This is a genomic window from Delftia sp. (assembly GCF_059499305.1).
Genome location: NZ_JCABYI010000013.1, coordinates 1 through 19,912, shown reverse-complemented (window position 1 = coordinate 19,912; position 19,912 = coordinate 1). Strand labels below are relative to the sequence as shown.

Genomic DNA, 19,912 nt, shown 5'->3' with positions numbered 1-19,912 from the left:
TGAACAGGCCCTAGGAACGATCGTCCTGCGCACCGCCTTCGCGCAGCCGCGCGAACTCGCGGTGCTCGTAGGCAATGCATTCCTCCATGAGGTGGCGGTACACCGCCTCCATCATGTCGGGCTGGCCGCCCTCGGCGGCCGTGCGCTCGCGCACGCGGCGCACGATGGCCTCGATGCGGCCCTCGTCGCGCACCTGGGCCGCATCGGCCTTGATGCGCGCGGCCTGCTGCATGTAGCCCATGCGCGTGACCAGCAGCGGCACCAGCACATCGTCCAGCGCATCCACATTGCGGCGCACATCCAGCATGTCGGTGCAGTGCTGCACCAGGTCGATGGCCTGCTTGGCGCGGTCCGTGCTCATTCCAGTCCTTCCTCCACCAGCTCGGCCGCGCGCATCAGTGCGCGCGCCTTGTGCTCGGTCTCTTTCCATTCCATCTCGGGCACGGAATCGGCCACCACGCCGGCGGCGGCCTGCACGTAGAGCGTGCCGTCCTTGATCACGCCCGTGCGAATGGCAATGGCCAGGTCCATGTCGCCCGCAAAGCTCAGGTAGCCGCAGGCGCCGCCGTAGATGCCGCGCTTGGTCGGCTCCAGCTGATCGATGATCTCCATGGCATGCACCTTGGGCGCGCCCGTCAGCGTGCCGGCCGGGAAGGTGGCCTTGAACACATCCATGTTGTCCATGCCGTCGCGCAGAATGCCCTCCACGTTGCTGACGATGTGCATCACGTGGCTGTAGCGTTCCACGGCAAATGCCTCGGTCACCTTCACGCTTCCCGTCTTGGCGATGCGGCCGATGTCGTTGCGCGCCAGGTCGATCAGCATCACGTGCTCGGCGCGTTCCTTGGGGTCGGCCACCAGCTCCTTTTCGGTGGCCTTGTCGGCCTCGGGCGTGGCGCCGCGCGGGCGCGTGCCGGCCAGCGGGCGGATGGTGACCTTCTGGCCCTCGTCCGTGTTCTCCTGGCGCACCAGGATCTCGGGGCTGGCGCCCACCACATGGAAATCGCCCAGGTGGTAGTAGTACATGTAGGGGCTGGGATTGAGCGATCGCAGCGCGCGGTACAGGCTCAAGGGGCTGGCCGTGAAGCGCTTGTGGATGCGCTGGCCCACCTGCACCTGCATGAAGTCGCCCGCGGCGATCAGCTCCTTGGCCTTCTCCACGGCCGCCAGGTAGTCTTCCTTGGCAAAGCTGCGCTGGGCCGGATGGCTCTCGCCGGCCTTGATCTGCGGCGCGCTGACCGAGTAGCGCAGCAGATCCTTCAGCTGCCGCAGCCGCTTCTTGGCGCGCGTATAGGCCTCGCTCTCGCCGGGGTTGGCATAGACGATCAGGTACAGCTTGCCCGACAGGTTGTCGATCACCGCCACCTCCTCGCACTGCAGCAGCAGGATGTCGGGGCAGTTGAGCGTATCGGGCGGGCAGGAATCTTCCAGCTTCTTCTCGATGTAGCGCACGGCGTCGTAGCCGAAGTAGCCGGCCAGCCCGCCGCAAAAACGCGGCAGCCCCGGGCGCAGCGCCACCTTGAAGCGCTTTTGGTAGGCAGCGATGAAATCCAGCGGATTGCCCTTGGCCGTCTCCACCACCTGGCCATCGGTCACCACCTCGGTGCATGCCGCATCGCCGAAGCCGCTGGCGCGCAGCAGCGTGCGTGCAGGCAGGCCGATGAAGCTGTAGCGCCCGAAGCGCTCGCCGCCCACCACGGACTCCAGCAAAAAGCTGTGCTTGCCGTCACCGCCCGCATGGGCCAGCTTGAGGTAGAGGGACAGGGGGGTTTCGAGATCCGCAAACGCCTCGACCATCAGAGGGATGCGGTTGTAGCCCTGCGCAGCAAGGCTCTTGAATTCGAGTTCGGTGATCACGGGGAAAGACTCCGGATTGCGTGGCGCTGGCAGACCTGATGTGGGTGCGGGCTGCGCATGGATTGCGCCGATTCATTCGATTGGCCCGTGGGGCCTCGGGTGCACGCCGGGTCGCGCCCCGGGTGCTTCAGCTGTTCAGTTGGACAGGCTTGCGCCAGGGCCAGGCTCCCCGGTCTCCACAACCTGCAATGAACATGCGATGAATGAACATAGCGGGCAAGTGTAGCGCAGACGCGGCTAGGTACAAGTGCGGGCCGGCCCCTTGCGGGGGCGCCGCAGGGGCCTGCCATGGCCACAATTGACACCCTGGTCAGCCTGACCAACAATGGCAGCACAACCTGACCAGAAAGGTCGATCATGCCGTCCCATTTCTCCGCCCGCACCGACGCTGCCTTGCCCGAGGGCGAGCGCGACCCGCTGAACCGCGCCCTGCGGGACCTGAGCCACCAGGTCGGATCGGCCATGCCGCGCAACACCACGCCCATGCCGATCTCGGTCTTCAAGGCGCAGTACGGCGCGGTGCTCAAACAGGCCGATCACGACGGGGTGGCCCTCATCTCCCAGGGCCGCAAGCGCTACGTGATCGTCAGCGAGGAGCACATGGTGGCTCTGTCCGCCAACGAACGCGCCCCCCGCACTGTGGCCGACATCTGCCGGTCCCTGCCGCTGCCGCGCCAGGCCGTGGACCTGTCCGCTGCGCAGATGTCCGGGGCGCGCGGCGATATCGACGTACCCGCCCGGCGCGCGCCATGAGCCGCTACCTGCTGGGCCCCCGCTGCCTGCTGTGGATGGCGAACCAGGAGCCCGCAACCCTGCAATGGTTCTCCACCATCCGGCCGCTGGACTGCATCGTCAGCGACCTGTCCATGGCCATCGCCAAGGCGGCCGTGGCCGAGGCATTCCATGACCTGCGCGACCGCAACGAGTGGTTCTCCCTGCTCGATGCGCTGTACGCCAATCTGCGCGCCGAAGGCGCTTCCATGCTGACCAGCGTGGACAACAAGGTGCTGGAGCGCTTCATCGAATGGCGCAACTTCGCGCCGCTGGACAGCCAGGGCCCGCAGGGCACGGCGCCGCTGGCGCAGGACCTGCGGCTGCTCATCGCCACGGCCGACCTGCTCAAGGTCTGCTACACCGAGCCCGCCAACCTCTACCTGACGCAGGCCGCCGCCCGGGGCGTTGCCGTGCACGCGCTGTGATGGACTTCGACGTACCGCCCCTGTCCAGCGCGGTGCGCCAGGGCCTGCGCCGGCGCCGGGTCGTCCTGAGCCTGTCGGGCGGCGGCTATCGCGGCCTCTTCAGCGCCCATGTGCTGGAGCGCATCCACCGCGAATTCGGCAACGGCGACCTGCTGGAGAAAGTGGACCTGTTCGCCGGCACCTCCATCGGCGCCATCATCGCCACCGCCCTGGCCAGCGGCTGCCAGCCCGCGCGCATCAAGCAACTGCTGCTGGACCACGGCCCCGCCATCTTTCCCTCCAAATGGCTGCCCGGCCTGCGCCAGGCCATGGGCAAGGCGCTCTATGACAGCGCCCCGCTGCGCGCAGCGATCAAGGAGGCCATGCCGCAAGCGGAGCAGTCCGCCCTGGGGCAACTGCAGGTGCCGCTGCTGCTGCCCGCCGTGAACTGGAATTCATCGCAGCTGCACGTGCTGGCCAGCGGCGCCCTGCCCGACAGGGACCGGCTGGGCCTGACGCTGATGGACGCCATGCTGGCCTCATCGGCCGCCCCCACCTACTTTCCCGCGCACGCCGCAGCAGGCCATGTCTTCGTGGACGGCGGACTCGCCGCCAACGCGCCCGACCTGCTGGCCCTGCAGGCCGCCCGCCAGCTCTGGGGGCCAGCGGCCGACATCGTGATGATCAGCGTAGGCACCGCCAACCCCCAGCAGGGCCAGGACCCCGTGGCCATGCCCCGGCGCGGGCTGACCCTGGTCAAGCCCCTGCTGGAACTGGTCATGGCCGCCCAGGAGGTCCAGGCCGTCAAGGCGGCCCGCCAGGAACTGGGCACCAGCAGCTACCTGCGCCTGAACTTCACGCAGCCCGCAGCCCAGCAAAAGCGCCTGGGCCTGGACATCGCCAACGCCGACAGCACCCGTCTGCTGCAGGCCCTGGGCGACGAATGCATAGCCGCCCTCATGGAGCAGGAAAAGACGCTGCTGAAGAACGTCCTGGGCTGAAGCCCCAGGCCAAGCGAAGCGAAGGCCCGACAGGGCTTGCAAAGAGAATCAGCGCTCAAACGCCGCTGAAGCCGCAGCCATCCGCCGCAGATACGCCGGATCCTCCTGCAGGCAATGCACGTAGCTCACCTCGTCCTCCACCAGCTCCTCCATCCGCTGCGCAGCCCCGCAAATGGCCTGCAGCGCATTGGCCACCACCTCCAGATTGCGATGGCCCTCGGGCCGCTCCAGCCAGGCCAGCGCCAGTTGGCCCAGCGAGTACACCTCGCTGCTGCCTTGCAGCGTCAGCCGGCCGATCTCGGTCACGGCATGGCTCAACTGCTGCGGCGTAGGCGGGGTCAGGGTTGTGGAAGCGGTACTCATGGCGCAACCCCTCCCACGGCAGACGCGCCAGCATGGGGCGCTTGATGGGTGGAGGGGAAGGCAAAAATGGAAATGCCGTACATGATTTCGTACTCCTTTGCGAGAGAACAAAACCACCGGCCCGTGTTCTTACGCACAGACAGGTGGACGGGATGTTAAGAACACGTGCAAAGCCGTGCGGACGCCCTTGCGGGTAGCCCCATCCCGCCCGTAACCGCAGGGACGTGGGCATGCACCCACGATCCGACAATTCAGACGTGACAAGGCCTCGCTCACGGGGAGGCCGCACCGCTTTACACGCAGGTGTTCTTACGCACCAGCCCCTGAACAGGGGGCCGCCGCAATGATAGAGGCTTTCAAGACGGCAAACGCCCCAGCGCTCCAGGCCGAGCGAAGCGAAGGCCCGAACCCACTCCCCGTATGGCCGCGCCTGCGCCGGGCTGCCTGCGGGGTTGCAGTCCTGCCGAAGGACAGGACTGCTTCGTCATCTGACTCGCTGCGGTTGTCTGAGCGAAGTTCACGCAGTGAACGCAGCGAGTTCCGCAGCGAACCCCGCAGGCAGCCCGGCGCAGGTTGCCCCGCAGCGCAGCGAAGGGGTCGCGGACATTCGGGCGCTTTTCTTTGCTCACTTTCTTGTAGCGAGACAAGAAAGTGAGTCGGCCGCCGGGCCGAAACCCGGCCTCGAAAAGAAACGCCCCGACAGGGGCTTGCAAACAGAATCAGCGGTGCAACGCACAGACAGGTGGACGGGATGTTAAGAACACGCATTGCGACGTGCGGACGCCCTTGCGGGTAGCCCCATCCCGTCCATAACCGCAGGAACGTGGGCATACACCCACGACAAGAAAGCGGACCGAGCAGGATGATAGCCACCCTCCATCGGCCAGCGAAAACCCTGTTGCCACCCCCACCCGATCCCCACAACATGTCGCCCGGACGTAACAAACCGCAACCGGGCCACAGCCCCCGCGCAGGAGACACCATGACCGCCTTGCCCCGCTGGATGAAGACAGCCGCCCTGGCCATGGCGCTGGCGATGCCGCTGGCCGCCACTGCCCAGGAGCCGCCGCGCACCGTCGCGGGCGTGGCCTATCCCGCCCAGGCGGGGGTGGGCGGCCAGACGCTGCAGCTCAATGGCGCGGGCATTCGCTACAAGGCCATCTTCAAGGTCTACACGGCGGGCCTGTACCTGGAAAAGCCGGCCGCCAGCCTGCAGGAGATCGCGGCCCTGCCCGGCCCCAAGCGCGTGAGCGTGACCATGCTGCGCGAGATCGATTCGGCCGAGCTGGGCAAGCTGTTCGCGCGCGGCATCGAGGACAACATGGAGCGCGCCCGCTTCTCGCGCCTGGTGCCCGGCGTGCTGCGCATGAGCGACATCTTCACGCAGCACAAGAAGCTGCTGCCGGGCGAGAACTTCTCGGTGGACTGGGTGCCGGGCCAGGGCGCCCAGGTCTTCGTCAAGGGCCAGGCGCAGGGCGCGCCCTTCCAGGAGCCCGAGTTCTTCCAGGCGCTGCTGGGCATCTGGCTGGGCCCGCACCCGGCCGACGAGCAGCTCAAGAAGGCATTGCTGGGCGGTTGAACGGCTGCGCGGGCTCCTGCACCGGCCCGGCAAAGCGCGCCTGGATCTCCAGCCCCGTGGCACCGGGCAGGGCCGTGAGCGTCCAGCCATGGGCGCGCGCAATCTCCAGGCAGATGGGCAGGCCCAGGCCTGCGCCCAGGTCGCGCCGCTCGCTGCTGCGCCAAAAGCGCTCGAAGATGCGCGGCAGGTCCTCGGGCGGCACGCCACGGCCCTGGTCCAGCACCGAAAAGCCCAGGCCGCAGGCCTTCACGGTGACGGTGGCGCCCTGCGGGCTGTGCTGCACGGCGTTCTCGATCAGGTTCTTGAGCAGCACGAACAGCGCGCCCCGGTCGGCACGCCAGGCAGGCGAGCCGTCCTTGACCTCGCAGTGGATGTGCACGCCGCATTTTTCGGAGGCGCGGGCCATGAAGTCGCAGACCTCGCCAATGATGTCGGCCGGCGCAATGTCTTCCATGCGGTAGCGCTGGTGTTCGCAGACCTCGGCCAGGTGCAGCAGCTGCTGGACCTGGCGCGCCATGTGGTCCACGTCCTTGAGCAGCTCGGGGCTGCGCCGGTCCTCGGGCTCCAGTTCGATCTGCACGCGCATCAGGGCCAGCGGCGTCTTGAGCTCATGCGCGGCCATGGACAGGAATTCCTGCTGGTTCCTGAAGCCGGCCTGCAGCCGGTCCAGCACATGGTTGAAGGCCTCGACCAGGGGCGCGAACTCGCGCGGCAGGTCCTTGGGCTGCAGGCGCGTGCCCAGCGTCTGCGGAGTGATGCGCTGGGCATCCTGCGCGGCCACGCCCAGCGGCCTGAGCATGCGCTGCAGCGTGCGGTGCGTGGAGAACAGGAACACGACCAGGAAGACCACGCCGATGGCCACCATGCCCCGCCACAGCGCGGGCAGGCCCACCGATTCGCGCAGCCAGTCCACCATGCGGTCGCTGACGGCTATCTGCACGTGCCACGTCGTGCCGTCGTGGACCAGCGTGGCCGTGCCCGCGCGCATGACCACGCCGCCGCGCTCGTAGGCAAAGGCCTTGAGCTCGGGGTCGAAGCCCCGGCCGGTCTGCGTCAGCGGCTGCATTTCGCCGTTGGGGGCGAAGACCACGCGGCCGCGGGCGTCGGTGATGCGCAGCTGCATTTCCTCGCCCAGGCTGGTCAGCATCCAGGCCTTGAGTTCACGCTCGCTGAACCCCTGGGGCACGCCCTTGGCATCGAAGCTCACCCACTCGGCCAGCTTTTCGGCCGCATGCCCCATGCCGCGCTGCAGCGCATAGCTGTCGAAGGGCTTGGCGACGAGGATCACCAGCGCGCCCACCAGCAGCGCGCTGAACACCATGCTCAACCCATAGACGGCCAGCAGCCGCGAGCGCAGGCTACCGGGCCAGCAAAGGTTCGCGAAGCGCATAGCCCTGACCCCGGATGTTGACGATTTCCATGCATGAGCCGGCCGCAGCCAGCTTGCGGCGCAGCCGGTGCAGGGCCACATCGAGGGCGTTGGGCGTGACCACGCTGCTCATGCCCCAGGCCGCCGCCTCCAGCGTGGAGCGGCGCACCGTGGCGCCGGCCTTGCGCACCAGGCTGAGCATGATCTGCAGCTCCGCCGGCGGCAGCGCGATGGCCGAGCCCGCGCAGTGCATGCAGGCCTGCTGCGGGTTGATGCTGATGTCACCCAGCTGCGGCGCCAGCTCCTGCACCAGGGCCGGGCGGCGCAGCAGGGCGCGCACGCGGGCAATCAGTTCTTCCATGGGAAAGGGCTTGGTCAGGTAGTCGTCGGCACCGGCTTCCAGGCCGCCCACGCGGTCGCTGAGCGCGTCACGGGCCGTGAGCATCAGGCAGGGCGTGGAGCGGCCCGCGGCGCGCAGGCGCTGCACCAGTTGCAGGCCGTCGCCATCGGGCAGGCCGCGGTCGATGACGATGACGCCGTAGTCGATGTCCTGCAGGGCCAGCCAGGCCGTGGAGATCTGGTGGAAGACATCGGTCTCTATGCCGGAGTTGGCCAGCGAGCGGCTGACCAGCGTGGCCAGCCTGGCATGGTCCTCAATTAATGCGATGCGATTCATGGTTTCCGTCGTTGCCGCACAGGGACAGCAGATGCTCCCTGATCCCGGTGATGCGCTGGGGCGCCATGGGCTCGACCAGCACATGGATGACCCACAGGTCCTCGACCATGGCGCGGCATTGCAGGGCATTGTCCTCGGGCACCAGATCGTCGGCGCAGGCCGCATCCACGAAATCAAACCATATGTTCTGGAATCTTGCGCGGGTCAGCAACTGTGCGGCCGTCTTCTGGCCGCGCTGGCGGGACAGGGCATGGTCGCAGACGCAGCGGATATAGGCGCGCAGGTGGCGTGCGGGGCCTGGAGGCTCCTCGGCCAGCGCCTGCAGCAGGTCCTCGCGGAACTTGAGGATAAGCAACTCGAAGATCGTCTCCAGCCGCACGGCACGGTGCTGGCTGCATTCTTGGAAGCGCGAACCCAGGGAATACGCCTGGCCCGCCGCCTGGATACCTATCACGTCCTGGTAGATGGAGGCTTGCATTGCGATGGCACGTTCTGTCGTTTCAGGCTCCGTCGGTCCGCCGCGAGAGCGGCAAACCTGCGGGGAAAACGGCCATGCTCCCCGATTGCGTCTTACTGGCGACTTACCGGCCCCTGAATCTGCCCCATTACACCGGGAATATGCAGGCGGCCGGCTTGATCAATATTGGCTCAAATATCTTCCTGCCAGCCAGCAACATACCTGACCAGCGCCCACTGTGCCAGCCACAGTGCCATATATCCAAATGTCTCCACCAGCTCCTCCAGCACGATCACCTGATAATCAAACCATTGCTGCAGGACAATGAAACCATGACCTTCCGCATTGGTGGATATCACCATGGCCGCGACAAATGTCGCCAGGCTGAATATCGGCAGCGCCTTCTCGCGCACCAGGCGCTTGATGACCTTGTTCCAGACACCGTGGCGCACAAACCAATAGCAGCACAGCAGCAGCATGGCGCCCACCACCCATTTGACGGCGGGCCGGTACCACAGCACCTGGGAGCTGATCACCGGCCCCCACTTGCCAGCCTCCAGGCTGGGCAGGAAAGCCGCGCCCCAGGCCAGTTCACGCCCCAGAAAGGCCAGCCAGAACAGGGAGGCGATCCACCACAGTGGCGCTGCAAAGGAGCCTTTTTGCCGCCGCGCCGCAACCAGGGCCGCCACCATGCCCAGCAGCAGGGTCACGGCCTGGATATTCTCCAGGAATCCATTTTCCCAGCTCAGGCTTTGCGGCAATACAAAGCTCAGGGGAAAGCTCAATACCAGCCCTGCCAACAAAGCCCAATTCCAAAGCCGCAGCAAGGAATCATCATGGTATTTGGACGCGGATATTCTTGTTTTTGAAAGGGAAGCAGTCATTTTGATACAGGGCGTCTGGCGCTTTATCTGTTGATATGGTTTTTGCAAGCACGCAATATCCCGGAAATACTTACCAGGAAGCCGGAAAAATGGCGGGCGCACGGGCCTTCCCGCCGTTTTTCATTACAGCAGACTTGCCACCAGATTGCAGCACTGTGTCAAATTTGCCCTGCCGGGCGCGCAGTTGCCACCGCAGCCCGGCCAGGGCGGGCCGGGCTCGGCCCGTTGCCAGAACGGGCTGGGCTCAGGCGACGCGGACCGCGCGCGGGGGCAGCGCCGCCAGGGGCGCGGGCTGCACCAGATCGCGGTAATAGTTGGGCAGCGCGAACAGTGCGGGGTGCACTTCGGCGTTGTAGTAGCGCAGGTCGGGCAGGCGGCGCTCGGCCAGGCGCTGGCGCAGCTGGGCGGGGGGCAGCGCCGCCGCATCCAGCGTGTCGGAGGCCACGGCCAGGCCCCAGTAGGCGCCGTACAGGGGGATGTAGAGGCCGTAGCAGCGCACGATGGCAAAGCGCTCGCGCAGGCTGGCCACCAGCCGCGCCACCTGCTCGCCATGGAAGACGGGGCTGCCCAGGTGCAGCACCAGGGCGCCGCCCGGCGCCAGCACGCGCTTCATGCGCGCCAGGGCCTGGTCGGAGTACAGCGCGCTGGCAGGCGTGTCGGGGTCGGTGAGGTCCATGAGGGCGAGGTCGAAGCGTTCTTCGGTGCGCTCCACCATGGCCATGCCGTCGCCTATGCGCAGCTGCAGGCGCGGGTCATCGAACACGCCCCGATGCACCTGCTGCAGGTGCGTGCGCGCGGCCTGGACCACGGCCTCGTCCAGCTCGGCCACCACCACCTGCTCCATGGACGGGTGCTTGAGCAGTTCCTCGGCTGCGCCGCCATCGCCGCCGCCCAGGATCAGCGCCTTGCGCGGCGCCGGGTGGGCCAGGGCAGCGGGGTGGACCAGGGCCTCGTGGTAGAAGAATTCCTCGCCTTCGGAGGTCATGAAGCGGCCATCCAGTCGCAGCACCTTGCCGAACTGCGGCGTGTGCAGCAGCTCCAGCTCCTGATGGCGCGTCTGCACGGTTTCGCGCCGCGTGGCGCGCCAGCCAAAGCGCGCATGGGGCGTGAGCGCCTCCAGCGCCCAATCGCCCTCATCGGCCGCCGCCGTGGCCTGGGCGCCGGGACCGATGTCGCCGCGCATCAGATGCTGGCGCACCACGCGGCCCGGCGCGTAGGCGGCGATCACGCCCTCCATCAGCGCGCGGGCCTTGCCCGAGTTGTCGGCGGAGAAGTTGCAGACGTAGACATCGACGGTGACGCAGCCGGTCTCGGGCCAGGTGTGTATGGCCAGGTGCGATTCGGCCAGCAGCACGGTGCCGGTGACGCCGCCGGGCTGCCCCTGGTAGTCAGGGAACTTGACCCAGCGGTCCTCCACCAGGGTCAGGCCGGCCTGCGCGGTCTGTGCGCGGCACAGGGCGGCGATGGCATCGGCGTCGAGCATATGGCGCTCGTCGCCCTGGCATTGGTAGAGATCGGCGGTCAGGTGCAGTCCGTGCATGTCGCGTGCTTCCTCCTTGTCTGTGGCCGGATCGCGGCCAGGATGGCAAAGCAGACGACTCTAGCAAAAACATAAATCGCACCGTCAAAGTGCGTTAACCATCACCAAATCCCATTCTTTTTCCAACAATTTTGGAGGCTGCGCGGCTCAGGCCAGTTCGGTCAGCGCATCGACGAAGCCATCGGCATCGACCTGGCGCACGGGCTGGCCGTGGTTGTAGCCGTAGCTGACCAGCACCACTGGGCAGCCCGCGGCGCGCGCGGCCTGGGCGTCGTTGCTGGAGTCGCCCAGCATCAGCGTGCGTGCCGGGGAGGTGCCCAGGGCCTCGCAGGTCTTGAGCAGGGGCAGCGGGTCGGGCTTCTTGCGCTCGAAGGAATCGCCGCCGAAGACCTGTTCGAACAGCGGTGCCAGGCCTTTTTGCTCCAGCAGCGGCCGGGCGAAGGACAGCGGCTTGTTGGTCAGGCAGGCCAGCCGCAGGCCGCGTGCGCGCAATGCCTGCAGGCCTTCGAGCACGCCCGGGTAGACATCGGCGAACTGGCCGTTGAGCTGCAGGTAATGGTGTTCGTAGCGTGTCCAGGCCTGGTCATAGGCGGCGTCCACGTCGGCCGCGCCCACATGGGCCAGCACCGATCGGATCAGGTGCTCCGAGCCCTTGCCCACCATGTTCTCTATGGCCTGCGGGGCGATGGCCGGCAGTTGCAGGTCCGCCAGCATGCGGTTGAGGGCTTCGGCGAAGTCGCCCAGGGTGTTGACCATGGTGCCGTCGAGATCGACGATGGCGGCATCCAGGTGCGTGGGGTTCAACGGAATAAGGTTTGCAATCATGGCCATGGAGTATCGATAACCGGGGGCTGCCTGCGCAGGAACAGCGCTGAAAATATCAGAACTTGCACGGGCCCTGGACTTGGGCCCTGCGGCTCCTGGCAGACCCGGCATGGCGGCGGCCGCGCCCCCCGGCGGCACGCAAGGGGCCGTTGATCAGAACGACACCCAGTCGTCCTGCTCCTGCGCTTGCGCCTGCGCCTGCTTGTGCGCAGGGCTCACCGGGCTCACGGGGCGCAGCACGGGCCGGGCAGCCTGGCGGGCGGGGAGCGCCGCTTTCGCGGGTGCCGGATTGCGCGCCTGCACCGTCGGCTGCGACAGCGGCGGTGTCGAGGCAGGCTGTGCCGCCTGGCCGCCCAGCTGGAAGATCGACACGGCCTGAACCAGCTGCTGTGCCTGCGTTCTGAGGCTGGCCGCCGCTGCCGCGCTTTCCTCCACCAGCGCCGCATTCTGCTGCGTGACCTGGTCCATCTGGCTGACGGCCTTGCCGACCTGCGCCACCCCCGCGCTTTGCTCATCGCTGGCACTGCTGATCTCCCCCATGAGGTCGGTCACGCGCTGGATGGACTGCAGCACCTGCGCCATGGTGGCGCCAGCCTGGTCGGCCAGCTCGGTGCCCTGCTTGACCCGTGTGGTGCTGGTGGCGATGAGCTGCTTGATTTCCCGGGCGGCCTGCGCGCTGCGCTGCGCCAGGTTGCGCACCTCACCGGCCACCACGGCAAAGCCTTTGCCCTGCTCGCCTGCGCGCGCAGCCTCGACTGCGGCATTGAGCGCCAGGATGTTAGTCTGGAACGCGATGCCGTCGATCACGCCCACGATTTCGCCGATCTGGCGCGAACTTTCGCTGATGTCCTGCATCGCATTGACGACCTCCTGCACCGAGCCGCCGCCCTTGGTGGCCACCTGGCTTGCGCCCAGGGCGAGTTGATTGACCTGCCTGGCGTTGTCCGCGTTTTGCTTGACGGTGGTCGACAGCTGCTCCATCGACGCTGCAGTCTCCTGCAAGGCACTGGCCTGCTGTTCCGTGCGCTGGCTCAAGTCGGCATTGCCGTTGGCGATCTCCGTGCTGCCGCCCGCCACCCCGTCGGCATTGCTGCGCACGTCCTGCACGACCGAGGCCAGGCTCTGGAGCATGGCATTGAGCGATGCCTGGACGCTGCCTTCGGGGGCCTGGTGGCGCAGCAGTTCAGGGCTGAGATTGCCTTGGGCGATCTGCCGGGCGACATCGCCCAGTTGCGCCGGCTCTGCGCCCAGGGAGCGCGTCAGGCCGCGTGCTATCAGCTGCCCCATCAGCACGGCCAGGACAAAGGCCGTGACGCTGGCGGCGATCAGCATGTTTCTGCGGTGCGCGTAGGCCTGCGCGGCCTCCTCGATCATCTGCTGTGAACGGATGCGGGTCAGTTCACTGTACTGGCGGGTGGCCTCGATCAGCTGCGCCAGCAAGGGCCGGCACTCTTCGTTCATCTTGCGGATCGCTGCCTCCTTCTGGTTTTGCAGAGCCAGGGCCACGATATCGGTCGCAACCGGTCCATAGCGCTGCTCCACGCCCACAATCTTGGCAACCAGATCGCGTGCATCGGCCGCAACATCCTTCAAAGCCATCTTGGCCTGGAGTTCGGCCAGCGAGGTGTTGACGTCGGTGTGCGCGGAGGTCACGGCATCCTTCTCCGCCGCCAGGTCTGCAGGCGAGGTCACCAGCACCAGGTTGCGCGCCGCGATCGCCCTGCGGTCCACGGCTGTGCGAACCCTCTCTGCCAGGTGTGCACGGGCGTTGATGCCTTCGACGAAGTGCACGAGATTCAGGTTCGCCTCGCGCAGCGCCTGCAATGCCAGCAGGGACACCACTACGGTGAGAAGTGCCAGGCAGGTGAAAGCCACGGAAAGTTTGGTCTTGACCGTCCAGAAGCGGGGATTCATGGCGCGTCTCCAGTTGGGTTGGCAAATTGCGGCGTAGAGGCGGGAAAGAGGTGTGCCGGAGCAAATGGCTCAGCTCACAGCGCAGTCCGGCAGGGCTGCCGTGGCCGTCACCAGGAGCTTGTCGGCATCGATGAGCAGCAGCGAACGCTCCTCGAGCACGCCCATGGCCAGCAGGCAGTCATTGACCAGGCCCCCGCCCATGGCGGGCACGGCACGCAGGTCCTGCGGCATGAGCGTCACCACGTCGGTGACACCCTCCACCACCATGCCCGTCACTCCGCCAGGCAGGCGCAGCATGATGGTCACGGTGCAGGCGTCGTACGGCTTGGGCGCGAGCCCCAGCCTGAGCCGCAGATCGATGACGGGAATGACCTCCCCGCGCAGTTCCAGCACGCCGTTGAAGTAGGCGGGGCCATTGGCAATGCGCATGGGCGACTCGTAGGACCGGATCTCCTGCACTTGCAGCAGGTCGATGCCGAACTCCTCATCGTCCACAAGGAAGGAAAGCCATTGCCTGGCGGTGTCGGTTGTCAGTGTAGGTGGCATCTTCATCACTCCAATCAAATTTATTTGATGAATTTGATAAAAATTTAACAGAGAGAAAAGAACAGCACAACCGGTTGTTACATTTTTGGGGGTGTTGATGCTTCGACACGTGAGCCAGGCGGAACGCGTCGCCAAGCGCTGCGGGCTGTGGCGACGGCTTGTCCAAGGGGGGTAGAGGACTGCGTGGCGGCTCGGCGCAGCAGATCCCGGAGCAATGGCCTGGCGAAACTGAATTGATAAATTCAATCCCCCGAGATGAACTCAAGCTTGGTAAATTATCAATTGCATCATATTGATCAAAATTCCTAGCCACCTCTCGGGAGCCCCACCACCATGTTCCTTCGCCTTCTGTCCATCCGCACACGGCTCATCGCTGCCTTCACCCTGCTCCTGCTGCTGCTGAGCACGGTCGCGGCCATCGGCTCACTGCAGATCGCCCGGGTCCAGTTCCATGCCAACGACCTGGGCACCAACTGGCTGCCTTCCACCCATGTGCTGGCCATGAAGGACATCTCGGAGGCCTCGCGGGCCGGCGAGCAGGGCCGGGGCTTCGCGGTGGTCGCCAGCGAGGTGCGCACGCTGGCACAGCGCTCGGGTACGGCGGCCCGCGAAATCAAGGAGCTGATCGGTGCCATGACGCAGCAAAGCTCGGCCGCTGCGGGCAGCCTGGAGCAGCAGGCCGCTTCTCTGGCGCAGATCGTCTCCACGTTCAGGATGCACCCCGAGCATGGGGCAAGCCACCCCGCCGCGCCGCGTGCCGCCAACGTCCAGGCCATGGGGCCCAGGCAAGCGCTGCCGGCCATTCAGGCACGCGTATCGCCGGCCCGTGCACAACCGCAGGTCAAGGAGGAGGAATGGGCGGCCTTCTGACCTGGATCCGTACAGAAGCAAGGAAATGGCGGCAAGATGACGTATTCATGTGAACCGTTGCGGGGCCCTTGTTCATGATCAAGCGCATCAGTGTGCGGCAGCTGCGGCTGGGCATGTTTCTGGAGAGCTTTTGCGGCAGCTGGATGGAGCATCCGTTCTGGCGCAGCCGCTTCAGGCTGGAAGACCCTGCCGACCTGGCGAGGATCCTGCACGCCCCCATCCAGGAAGTGTGGATCGATACCGCCAAGGGCCTGGATGTCGCGCAAGACGAGCCGTCTTGCTCGCGCGAGCAGGTGGACACCGTGATCGACGCCCAACTGTCCGAGATCTCGCAACTGGCCGAGTTGGAGTGCGAGCTGCGGCCCGTTGCCTTCGATGAGGAGGTGAAGCGGGCCGCCCGGATCTGCCGCCAGTCCAGGCAGGCGATCACCGCCATGTTCCGCGAGGCGCGCATGGGCAGGGAGATCAACCAGGACGAGGCCCGCTCCGTGGTCGCCGAGGTGTCCGAGTCGATCATCCGCAACCCGTGCGCCTTGGTCAGCATCGCCCGGCTCAAGAGCAGCGACGACTACACCTACATGCACTCGGTGGCGGTCTGCGCCTTGATGATCGTGCTGGCACGCCAGCTCGACCTGCCACCGCAGCAGGTGCGCCAGGCGGGCTATGCGGGGCTGCTGCACGATATTGGAAAGATGGCGATCCCCGCCCCCATCCTGAACAAGCCGGGGCGCCTGACCGACAGGGAGTTTGCCGAGGTCCGCGAGCATCCGGCGCGAGGCCTGGAGCTGCTCCTGGCCGGCGGCGTCGATGATCCGGTGGTGCTGGACGTCTGCCTTCACCATCATGAGAAGGTGGATGGCACAGGCTACCCCCACGGGCTGCGCGGCGAGGACATCAGCCTGTTCGCGAAGATGGGCGCGGTCTGCGATGTCTACGACGCCATCACCTCGGACCGCCCCTACAAGCGTGGCTGGGACCCTGCCGAGGCGGTGCACAAGATGGCCGAATGGAGCGCCGGGCACTTCGACAAGACCGTATTCCAGGCCTTCGTCAAAAGCATAGGCATCTACCCGGTGGGCTCTTTGGTGCGGCTGACAACGGGCAGGCTGGGGGTGGTCGTGGACCCTGGCCGCCAGTCCCTGACCTGTCCGCAGGTCAAGGTGTTCTATTCCACGGCCAGCGGCATGCGGATGGCACCGGAGACCGTTGACCTGGCCCGGCCCGGGTGCCAGGAGAAGATAGCCAGTCGGGAAGACCCCGCGAAATGGGGCTTCACCGACCTCGATGCCCTGTGGAAAGACCCGGCCTGGGAACGGGCCACATAAAGGCGGGGCTGCCGGCTCCCGCACAGGGGGAAAAGACCTGTTCCCGGCCTGGGGCCGGAACCCGCCCCGCTGCGGGCGGCAGCATCCGGCGCCCACGGGCGTGCAGGCCTGGCAACAGATTTGATAGATAAATTCAATAAAATTTGATTGAATTGATATTTATGATTCACATGCCGGCCCACACCTTTGTTGCGGCATGAAAGATCTCCCCATGCAAAAGATACTGATCGCCGAGGACCATGCCGACATCCGCAAGCTGCTGCGCATGACACTGGAATTCAGCGACTTTGACGTCATAGAGGCTTGCGATGGCGACGAGGCCTGGGCGATGGCCGAGAGGCTCAGGCCCGACATCGTCCTGCTCGACATCATGATGCCGGGCACGCTCGACGGCCTGGAGGTGTGCAGCCGCATCAAGCGCTCCTACGAACTGCTGCATACGCAGGTCATCCTGCTGACGGCCCGGGGCAGCGCCGAGGACCGCAAGGCGGGCCTGCTGGCCGGAGCCGACGAATACCTGGTCAAGCCCTTCAGCACCCTGAAGCTGCTGGAGACGATCGAAAAGCTCGAGAGGATCGACTGATGGCCCAGTACCAGACCGCCTCCCCCCGGGAGCCATCGCGACGCTTCGATCCTGCGGCCGTGGAGCAGATGGAGCAGCTCATCCAGGACTTCGGCCGCATGTACCGCGAGCGCAACGATCTGCTCAAGGAAGTGACACGCGCGCACCACGAGACCCTGCTGCGCCTGGCCATGGCCGCCGAGTTCAAGGACGACGACACCGGCTCGCACATCATCCGCATCGGCTACCTGTCGGAGGCCTTGGCCCTGCGCCTGGGCTGCCGCATCGAATTCGCCAGCCTGCTGCGCAAGGCGGCCCCGATGCATGACATCGGCAAGGTCGGCATTCCGGACACCATCCTCAAGAAGCAGGGCCCGCTGGATGCGCAGGAGCGCCTGGTCATGAACCGGCATGCCGAGATCGGCGCGCATCTGCTGGGCCAGTCGCGCATCCCGGTGTTCCAGATGGCGGCCGAAATCGCCGCCAGCCACCACGAACGCTTCGACGGCAAGGGCTACCCGCAGGGATTGGCAGGCGAGGACATCCCGCTGTCGGCGCGCATCACCTCCATCGTCGATATCTTCGACGCGCTCACCATGGACCGGGTGTACCGGCCGGCGTTCGGGCGAGCACGGGCCCTGGAGATGATCGCGGCGGAACGGGGCAAGGCCCTGGATCCCGGCATCGTCGACGCGTTCATGGACAACATCGAAGAGCTGGATGCGCTGCGCCTGGCGCTGACCCGGCAGTCCCCGTCCTTCACCGATCTGATCGACACACCCTGAAAGCCCGCCATGCATCCATCATCGACATGTTTCGGCGCACCGTCCCCAAGGCGCGTGCTGGCCCGCCTGGCAGCCGTTGCCGGACTGCTGCTGTGTCTGGTGCCATGGTCCGGCTCTGCCGCAGCTGGCGAGGTGCTGGAGCGGATTGCATCCACGGGCGCCCTGCGTGTGTGCATATGGCCCGACTACTACGGCATCACCTTCCGCGACCCGCGCACGGGCCGGCTGACGGGCGTGGATGCAGAGCTGTCGGCGGAGCTGGCCAGGGAGCTGGGCGTACGGCTGCAGTATGTGGATTCCTCCTTTCCCAGGCTGATACCTGACCTGCTGGAGTCGCGCTGCGATGTCGCCATGTTCGCCGTGGGCATACTCCCCCAGCGGCAAAAGCAGCTGCGCTTCACGCAGCCCTATCTGAACAGCGACATCTACGGCGTCACCACCAAGAGCAATCAGGCCGTGCAGTCCTGGGCGGACATCGACCAGCCCGGCGTGCAGGTCGCCGTGCAGCGCGGCACCTTCATGGAGCCCGTGATGCGCGAGACGCTCAAGCATGCGCAGATCGTGTCCATCGAGCCGCCCCAGACCCGCGAGAAGGAGCTCATGGCAGGGCGCGTGGATGTGTTCATGACCGACTACCCCTACAGCCGCCGGCTGCTCGACAGCTCCGACTGGGCCCGGTTGATCGCACCGCCCAAGCCGTTCCACGTGCTTCCCTACGGTTATGCAACCAGTCCTGCCGACGCCCAGTGGCTGGCGCGCCTGGACCAGTTCGTCTCCGACATCCGGCGAGACGGCCGCCTGGCCCGGGCAGCGCGCAACCACGGGCTGAGCGCCATCGTCGCGCCTTGAACCCTCCGATGGAGCGCCTTCATCATGTCTGGCCGAGCCGGCACGCATCATTTTCTGGGGGCCAGGCGCAGCGCCCACCTCAAGGCATTGGTGCTGACCTTTGCCCTGTGCGTGCTTGCCGGGCTGGTGCTGTTCGTCTGGAGCCAGCTGCATGCCGAGGCCGAGCAGAGCAAGGCCCAGGCGGCGTTGCTGGCCCGTGTGCTGCAGGATCAGACGAACAAGACCTTCGAGACCGGCGAGGTCGCCCTGGCAAGCCTGGCCAACAACCCGGTCATCCTGTCCGCCGACAGCCCCGGCGCAGCGCGCGAGGCGGCCTTGGCGCAAGTGGTCGGCCAGTTGCCGGTTCTGCGCAGCATGGCGCTGCTCGATGGCAAAGGACGCATCCTGGCGAGCACGCAAGCGGGCGAGGCCGGTCTGCAGATCGAGCTGCACAAGCTGCTGCCTGACAGGGCATCGGCTCCGGTCCCGGGCAAGGTCCAGCTGGGACGCCTGGTCACCGGCCGCAGCCTCTCCTCCCTGGCAGCGACACCGCATGCGACACCGCGGGGCGTCCGCTACCTGCCCCAGGTCCTCGCATTCAAGCGCGACAACGGCGCACCGGCCGTGCTGGTGGCCCTGATCAATCCTGATGCCTTGGCCAACTTCTACCAGTCCACGCTGGAGTCCCTCAGCTACGAGGCCATGCTGCTGAGCTACGACGGCCAGGCGCTGGCCAGCACGAATGCGGGCACCGGCGTGCAGGCGACCGCCGTGCTGCAGACACCGCTGTTCCGGCAATGGCTGCCGCACAGCGAATTCGGCTCCTACGTCGGCGCCGGCATGCTCGGCTCCCATGAGGTCGTGTCCTTTCGCACCGTGCGCAACTGGCCTCTGCTGCTGGTGGTGGAGGAGCCCTACTCGGAGGTGGTCGCGCGCTGGCGCGACAAGGCATTCGCCTTCTTCGTTGCCGGCCTTGCGCTTCTTGCCCTGGTGCTGGGCCTGAGCGGGTCGGTGCTCAAGACCCGCAGGGTCCAGAAGTCGTCCCAGCAGTCCATGGAAAAGGCCCAGGCGCGCCTGGCCCGCAGCGAGCATGAGATGGCTGTGCTCATGCGCAGCGTGCAGGAGCTGATCTTTCGCACCGACATCCAGGGCCGGCTGACCTTCGTGAACGCACGCTGGGAGCAATGGACCGGGCAGCCCAGCGTCGAGGCGCTGGGGCAGCCGCTGGAAGGCATCGCGCGCGAAGCCTGCAGGCCGCAGATCCATGCCCTGCTCGACCCACAGGCCAAGCTGGCCCTGCGCAACTGCCAGGCCATGTTCCAGCTGCCGGGCCACCGGGAAATACTCTGCGAC

General features: G+C 66.4%; 20 protein-coding genes and 2 pseudogenes. 10 read left to right on the top strand and 12 right to left on the bottom strand.

The annotated features are described in order from the left end of the window. Positions 1–10: 10 nt before the first annotated feature. Complete coding sequence (locus AC5I49_RS09365; RefSeq protein WP_016449526.1) at positions 11–361, bottom strand: chorismate mutase; 351 nt, start codon at positions 359–361, stop codon at positions 11–13. Further along, on the bottom strand, positions 358–1,857 hold the full coding sequence (gene trpE, locus AC5I49_RS09360) for an anthranilate synthase component I (RefSeq protein WP_016449525.1): 1,500 nt from the start codon (positions 1,855–1,857) through the stop codon (positions 358–360). Before trpE ends, AC5I49_RS09365 begins: the two co-directional genes overlap by 4 nt. Positions 1,858–2,214: 357 nt before the next feature. Between trpE and AC5I49_RS09355 the strand changes: the two genes are divergently transcribed. Genes AC5I49_RS09355 through AC5I49_RS09345 form a run of 3 tightly spaced genes read left to right on the top strand, consistent with a single transcriptional unit; the run spans position 2,215 to position 4,036 of the window. Next, entirely contained in the window at positions 2,215–2,610 is a 396-nt protein-coding gene (locus AC5I49_RS09355; protein WP_013804688.1) for a hypothetical protein, read from the top strand. Then, on the top strand, positions 2,607–3,056 hold the full coding sequence (locus AC5I49_RS09350) for a hypothetical protein (RefSeq protein WP_016449524.1): 450 nt from the start codon (positions 2,607–2,609) through the stop codon (positions 3,054–3,056). Before AC5I49_RS09355 ends, AC5I49_RS09350 begins: the two co-directional genes overlap by 4 nt. Continuing rightward, complete coding sequence (locus AC5I49_RS09345) at positions 3,056–4,036, top strand: CBASS cGAMP-activated phospholipase (RefSeq protein ID WP_126311079.1); 981 nt, start codon at positions 3,056–3,058, stop codon at positions 4,034–4,036. The genes AC5I49_RS09350 and AC5I49_RS09345 overlap by 1 nt, the downstream gene beginning before the upstream one ends. A gap of 48 nt (positions 4,037–4,084) precedes the next feature. Here the strand turns inward: AC5I49_RS09345 and AC5I49_RS09340 are convergent, their stop codons facing one another. Then, the gene (locus AC5I49_RS09340) at positions 4,085–4,399 is read right to left on the bottom strand and encodes a hypothetical protein (protein ID WP_043791354.1); all 315 of its coding nucleotides are present in this window, start codon (positions 4,397–4,399) and stop codon (positions 4,085–4,087) included. 982 nt (positions 4,400–5,381) lie between these two features. Here AC5I49_RS09340 and AC5I49_RS09335 point away from each other — a divergent pair. After that, the gene (locus tag AC5I49_RS09335; RefSeq protein ID WP_012202680.1) at positions 5,382–5,978 is read left to right on the top strand and encodes a chalcone isomerase family protein; all 597 of its coding nucleotides are present in this window, start codon (positions 5,382–5,384) and stop codon (positions 5,976–5,978) included. Here the strand turns inward: AC5I49_RS09335 and AC5I49_RS09330 are convergent. The 9 genes and pseudogenes from AC5I49_RS09330 to AC5I49_RS09290 form a co-directional block, all read right to left on the bottom strand. Then, the gene (locus AC5I49_RS09330) at positions 5,953–7,368 is read right to left on the bottom strand and encodes a sensor histidine kinase (RefSeq protein ID WP_016450792.1); all 1,416 of its coding nucleotides are present in this window, start codon (positions 7,366–7,368) and stop codon (positions 5,953–5,955) included. The genes AC5I49_RS09335 and AC5I49_RS09330 overlap by 26 nt on opposite strands. Continuing rightward, positions 7,337–8,023 (bottom strand): response regulator transcription factor, encoded by a 687-nt coding sequence (locus tag AC5I49_RS09325; protein ID WP_017407765.1) that lies wholly within the window; start codon positions 8,021–8,023, stop codon positions 7,337–7,339. The genes AC5I49_RS09330 and AC5I49_RS09325 overlap by 32 nt, the downstream gene beginning before the upstream one ends. After that, entirely contained in the window at positions 8,001–8,501 is a 501-nt protein-coding gene (locus AC5I49_RS09320) for a hypothetical protein (protein ID WP_495789238.1), read from the bottom strand. Before AC5I49_RS09320 ends, AC5I49_RS09325 begins: the two co-directional genes overlap by 23 nt. 170 nt (positions 8,502–8,671) lie before the next feature. After that, the gene (locus AC5I49_RS09315; RefSeq protein ID WP_016450790.1) at positions 8,672–9,364 is read right to left on the bottom strand and encodes a hypothetical protein; all 693 of its coding nucleotides are present in this window, start codon (positions 9,362–9,364) and stop codon (positions 8,672–8,674) included. A 244-nt stretch (positions 9,365–9,608) separates the two neighbouring features. Next, a complete protein-coding gene (gene speE, locus AC5I49_RS09310; protein WP_392459034.1) occupies positions 9,609–10,547 on the bottom strand; it encodes a polyamine aminopropyltransferase in 939 nt (312 codons plus the stop codon). Between the two features lie 27 nt (positions 10,548–10,574). Continuing rightward, a pseudogene (speD, locus tag AC5I49_RS09305) lies at positions 10,575–10,904 on the bottom strand (adenosylmethionine decarboxylase); the annotation flags it as partial. A 147-nt stretch (positions 10,905–11,051) separates the two neighbouring features. Continuing rightward, positions 11,052–11,729 (bottom strand): phosphoglycolate phosphatase, encoded by a 678-nt coding sequence (locus AC5I49_RS09300; protein ID WP_034348084.1) that lies wholly within the window; start codon positions 11,727–11,729, stop codon positions 11,052–11,054. Between the two features lie 153 nt (positions 11,730–11,882). Next, complete coding sequence (locus AC5I49_RS09295; RefSeq protein WP_313284263.1) at positions 11,883–13,643, bottom strand: methyl-accepting chemotaxis protein; 1,761 nt, start codon at positions 13,641–13,643, stop codon at positions 11,883–11,885. A gap of 69 nt (positions 13,644–13,712) precedes the next feature. Further along, positions 13,713–14,189: a chemotaxis protein CheW gene (locus AC5I49_RS09290; RefSeq protein ID WP_495789237.1), complete on the bottom strand. Its 477-nt coding sequence runs from the start codon at positions 14,187–14,189 to the stop codon at positions 13,713–13,715. Between the two features lie 516 nt (positions 14,190–14,705). Between AC5I49_RS09290 and AC5I49_RS09285 the strand changes: the two are divergent. The 6 genes and pseudogenes from AC5I49_RS09285 to AC5I49_RS09260 form a co-directional block, all read left to right on the top strand. Then, positions 14,706–14,826: pseudogene (locus tag AC5I49_RS09285) on the top strand (methyl-accepting chemotaxis protein); the annotation flags it as partial. A gap of 307 nt (positions 14,827–15,133) precedes the next feature. Continuing rightward, positions 15,134–16,384, top strand: a complete 1,251-nt coding sequence (locus AC5I49_RS09280; RefSeq protein ID WP_016450585.1) for an HD-GYP domain-containing protein — start codon at positions 15,134–15,136, stop codon at positions 16,382–16,384. 211 nt (positions 16,385–16,595) lie between these two features. Then, on the top strand, positions 16,596–16,967 hold the full coding sequence (locus tag AC5I49_RS09275; RefSeq protein WP_017404901.1) for a response regulator transcription factor: 372 nt from the start codon (positions 16,596–16,598) through the stop codon (positions 16,965–16,967). Beyond that, entirely contained in the window at positions 16,967–17,731 is a 765-nt protein-coding gene (locus AC5I49_RS09270; protein WP_016450587.1) for an HD-GYP domain-containing protein, read from the top strand. Before AC5I49_RS09275 ends, AC5I49_RS09270 begins: the two co-directional genes overlap by 1 nt. 9 nt (positions 17,732–17,740) lie before the next feature. Then, positions 17,741–18,580: a substrate-binding periplasmic protein gene (locus AC5I49_RS09265; RefSeq protein WP_016450588.1), complete on the top strand. Its 840-nt coding sequence runs from the start codon at positions 17,741–17,743 to the stop codon at positions 18,578–18,580. 24 nt (positions 18,581–18,604) lie between these two features. Next, the coding region (locus AC5I49_RS09260; RefSeq protein ID WP_495789236.1) for a cache domain-containing protein at positions 18,605–19,912 on the top strand (1,308 nt) is incomplete at its 3' end.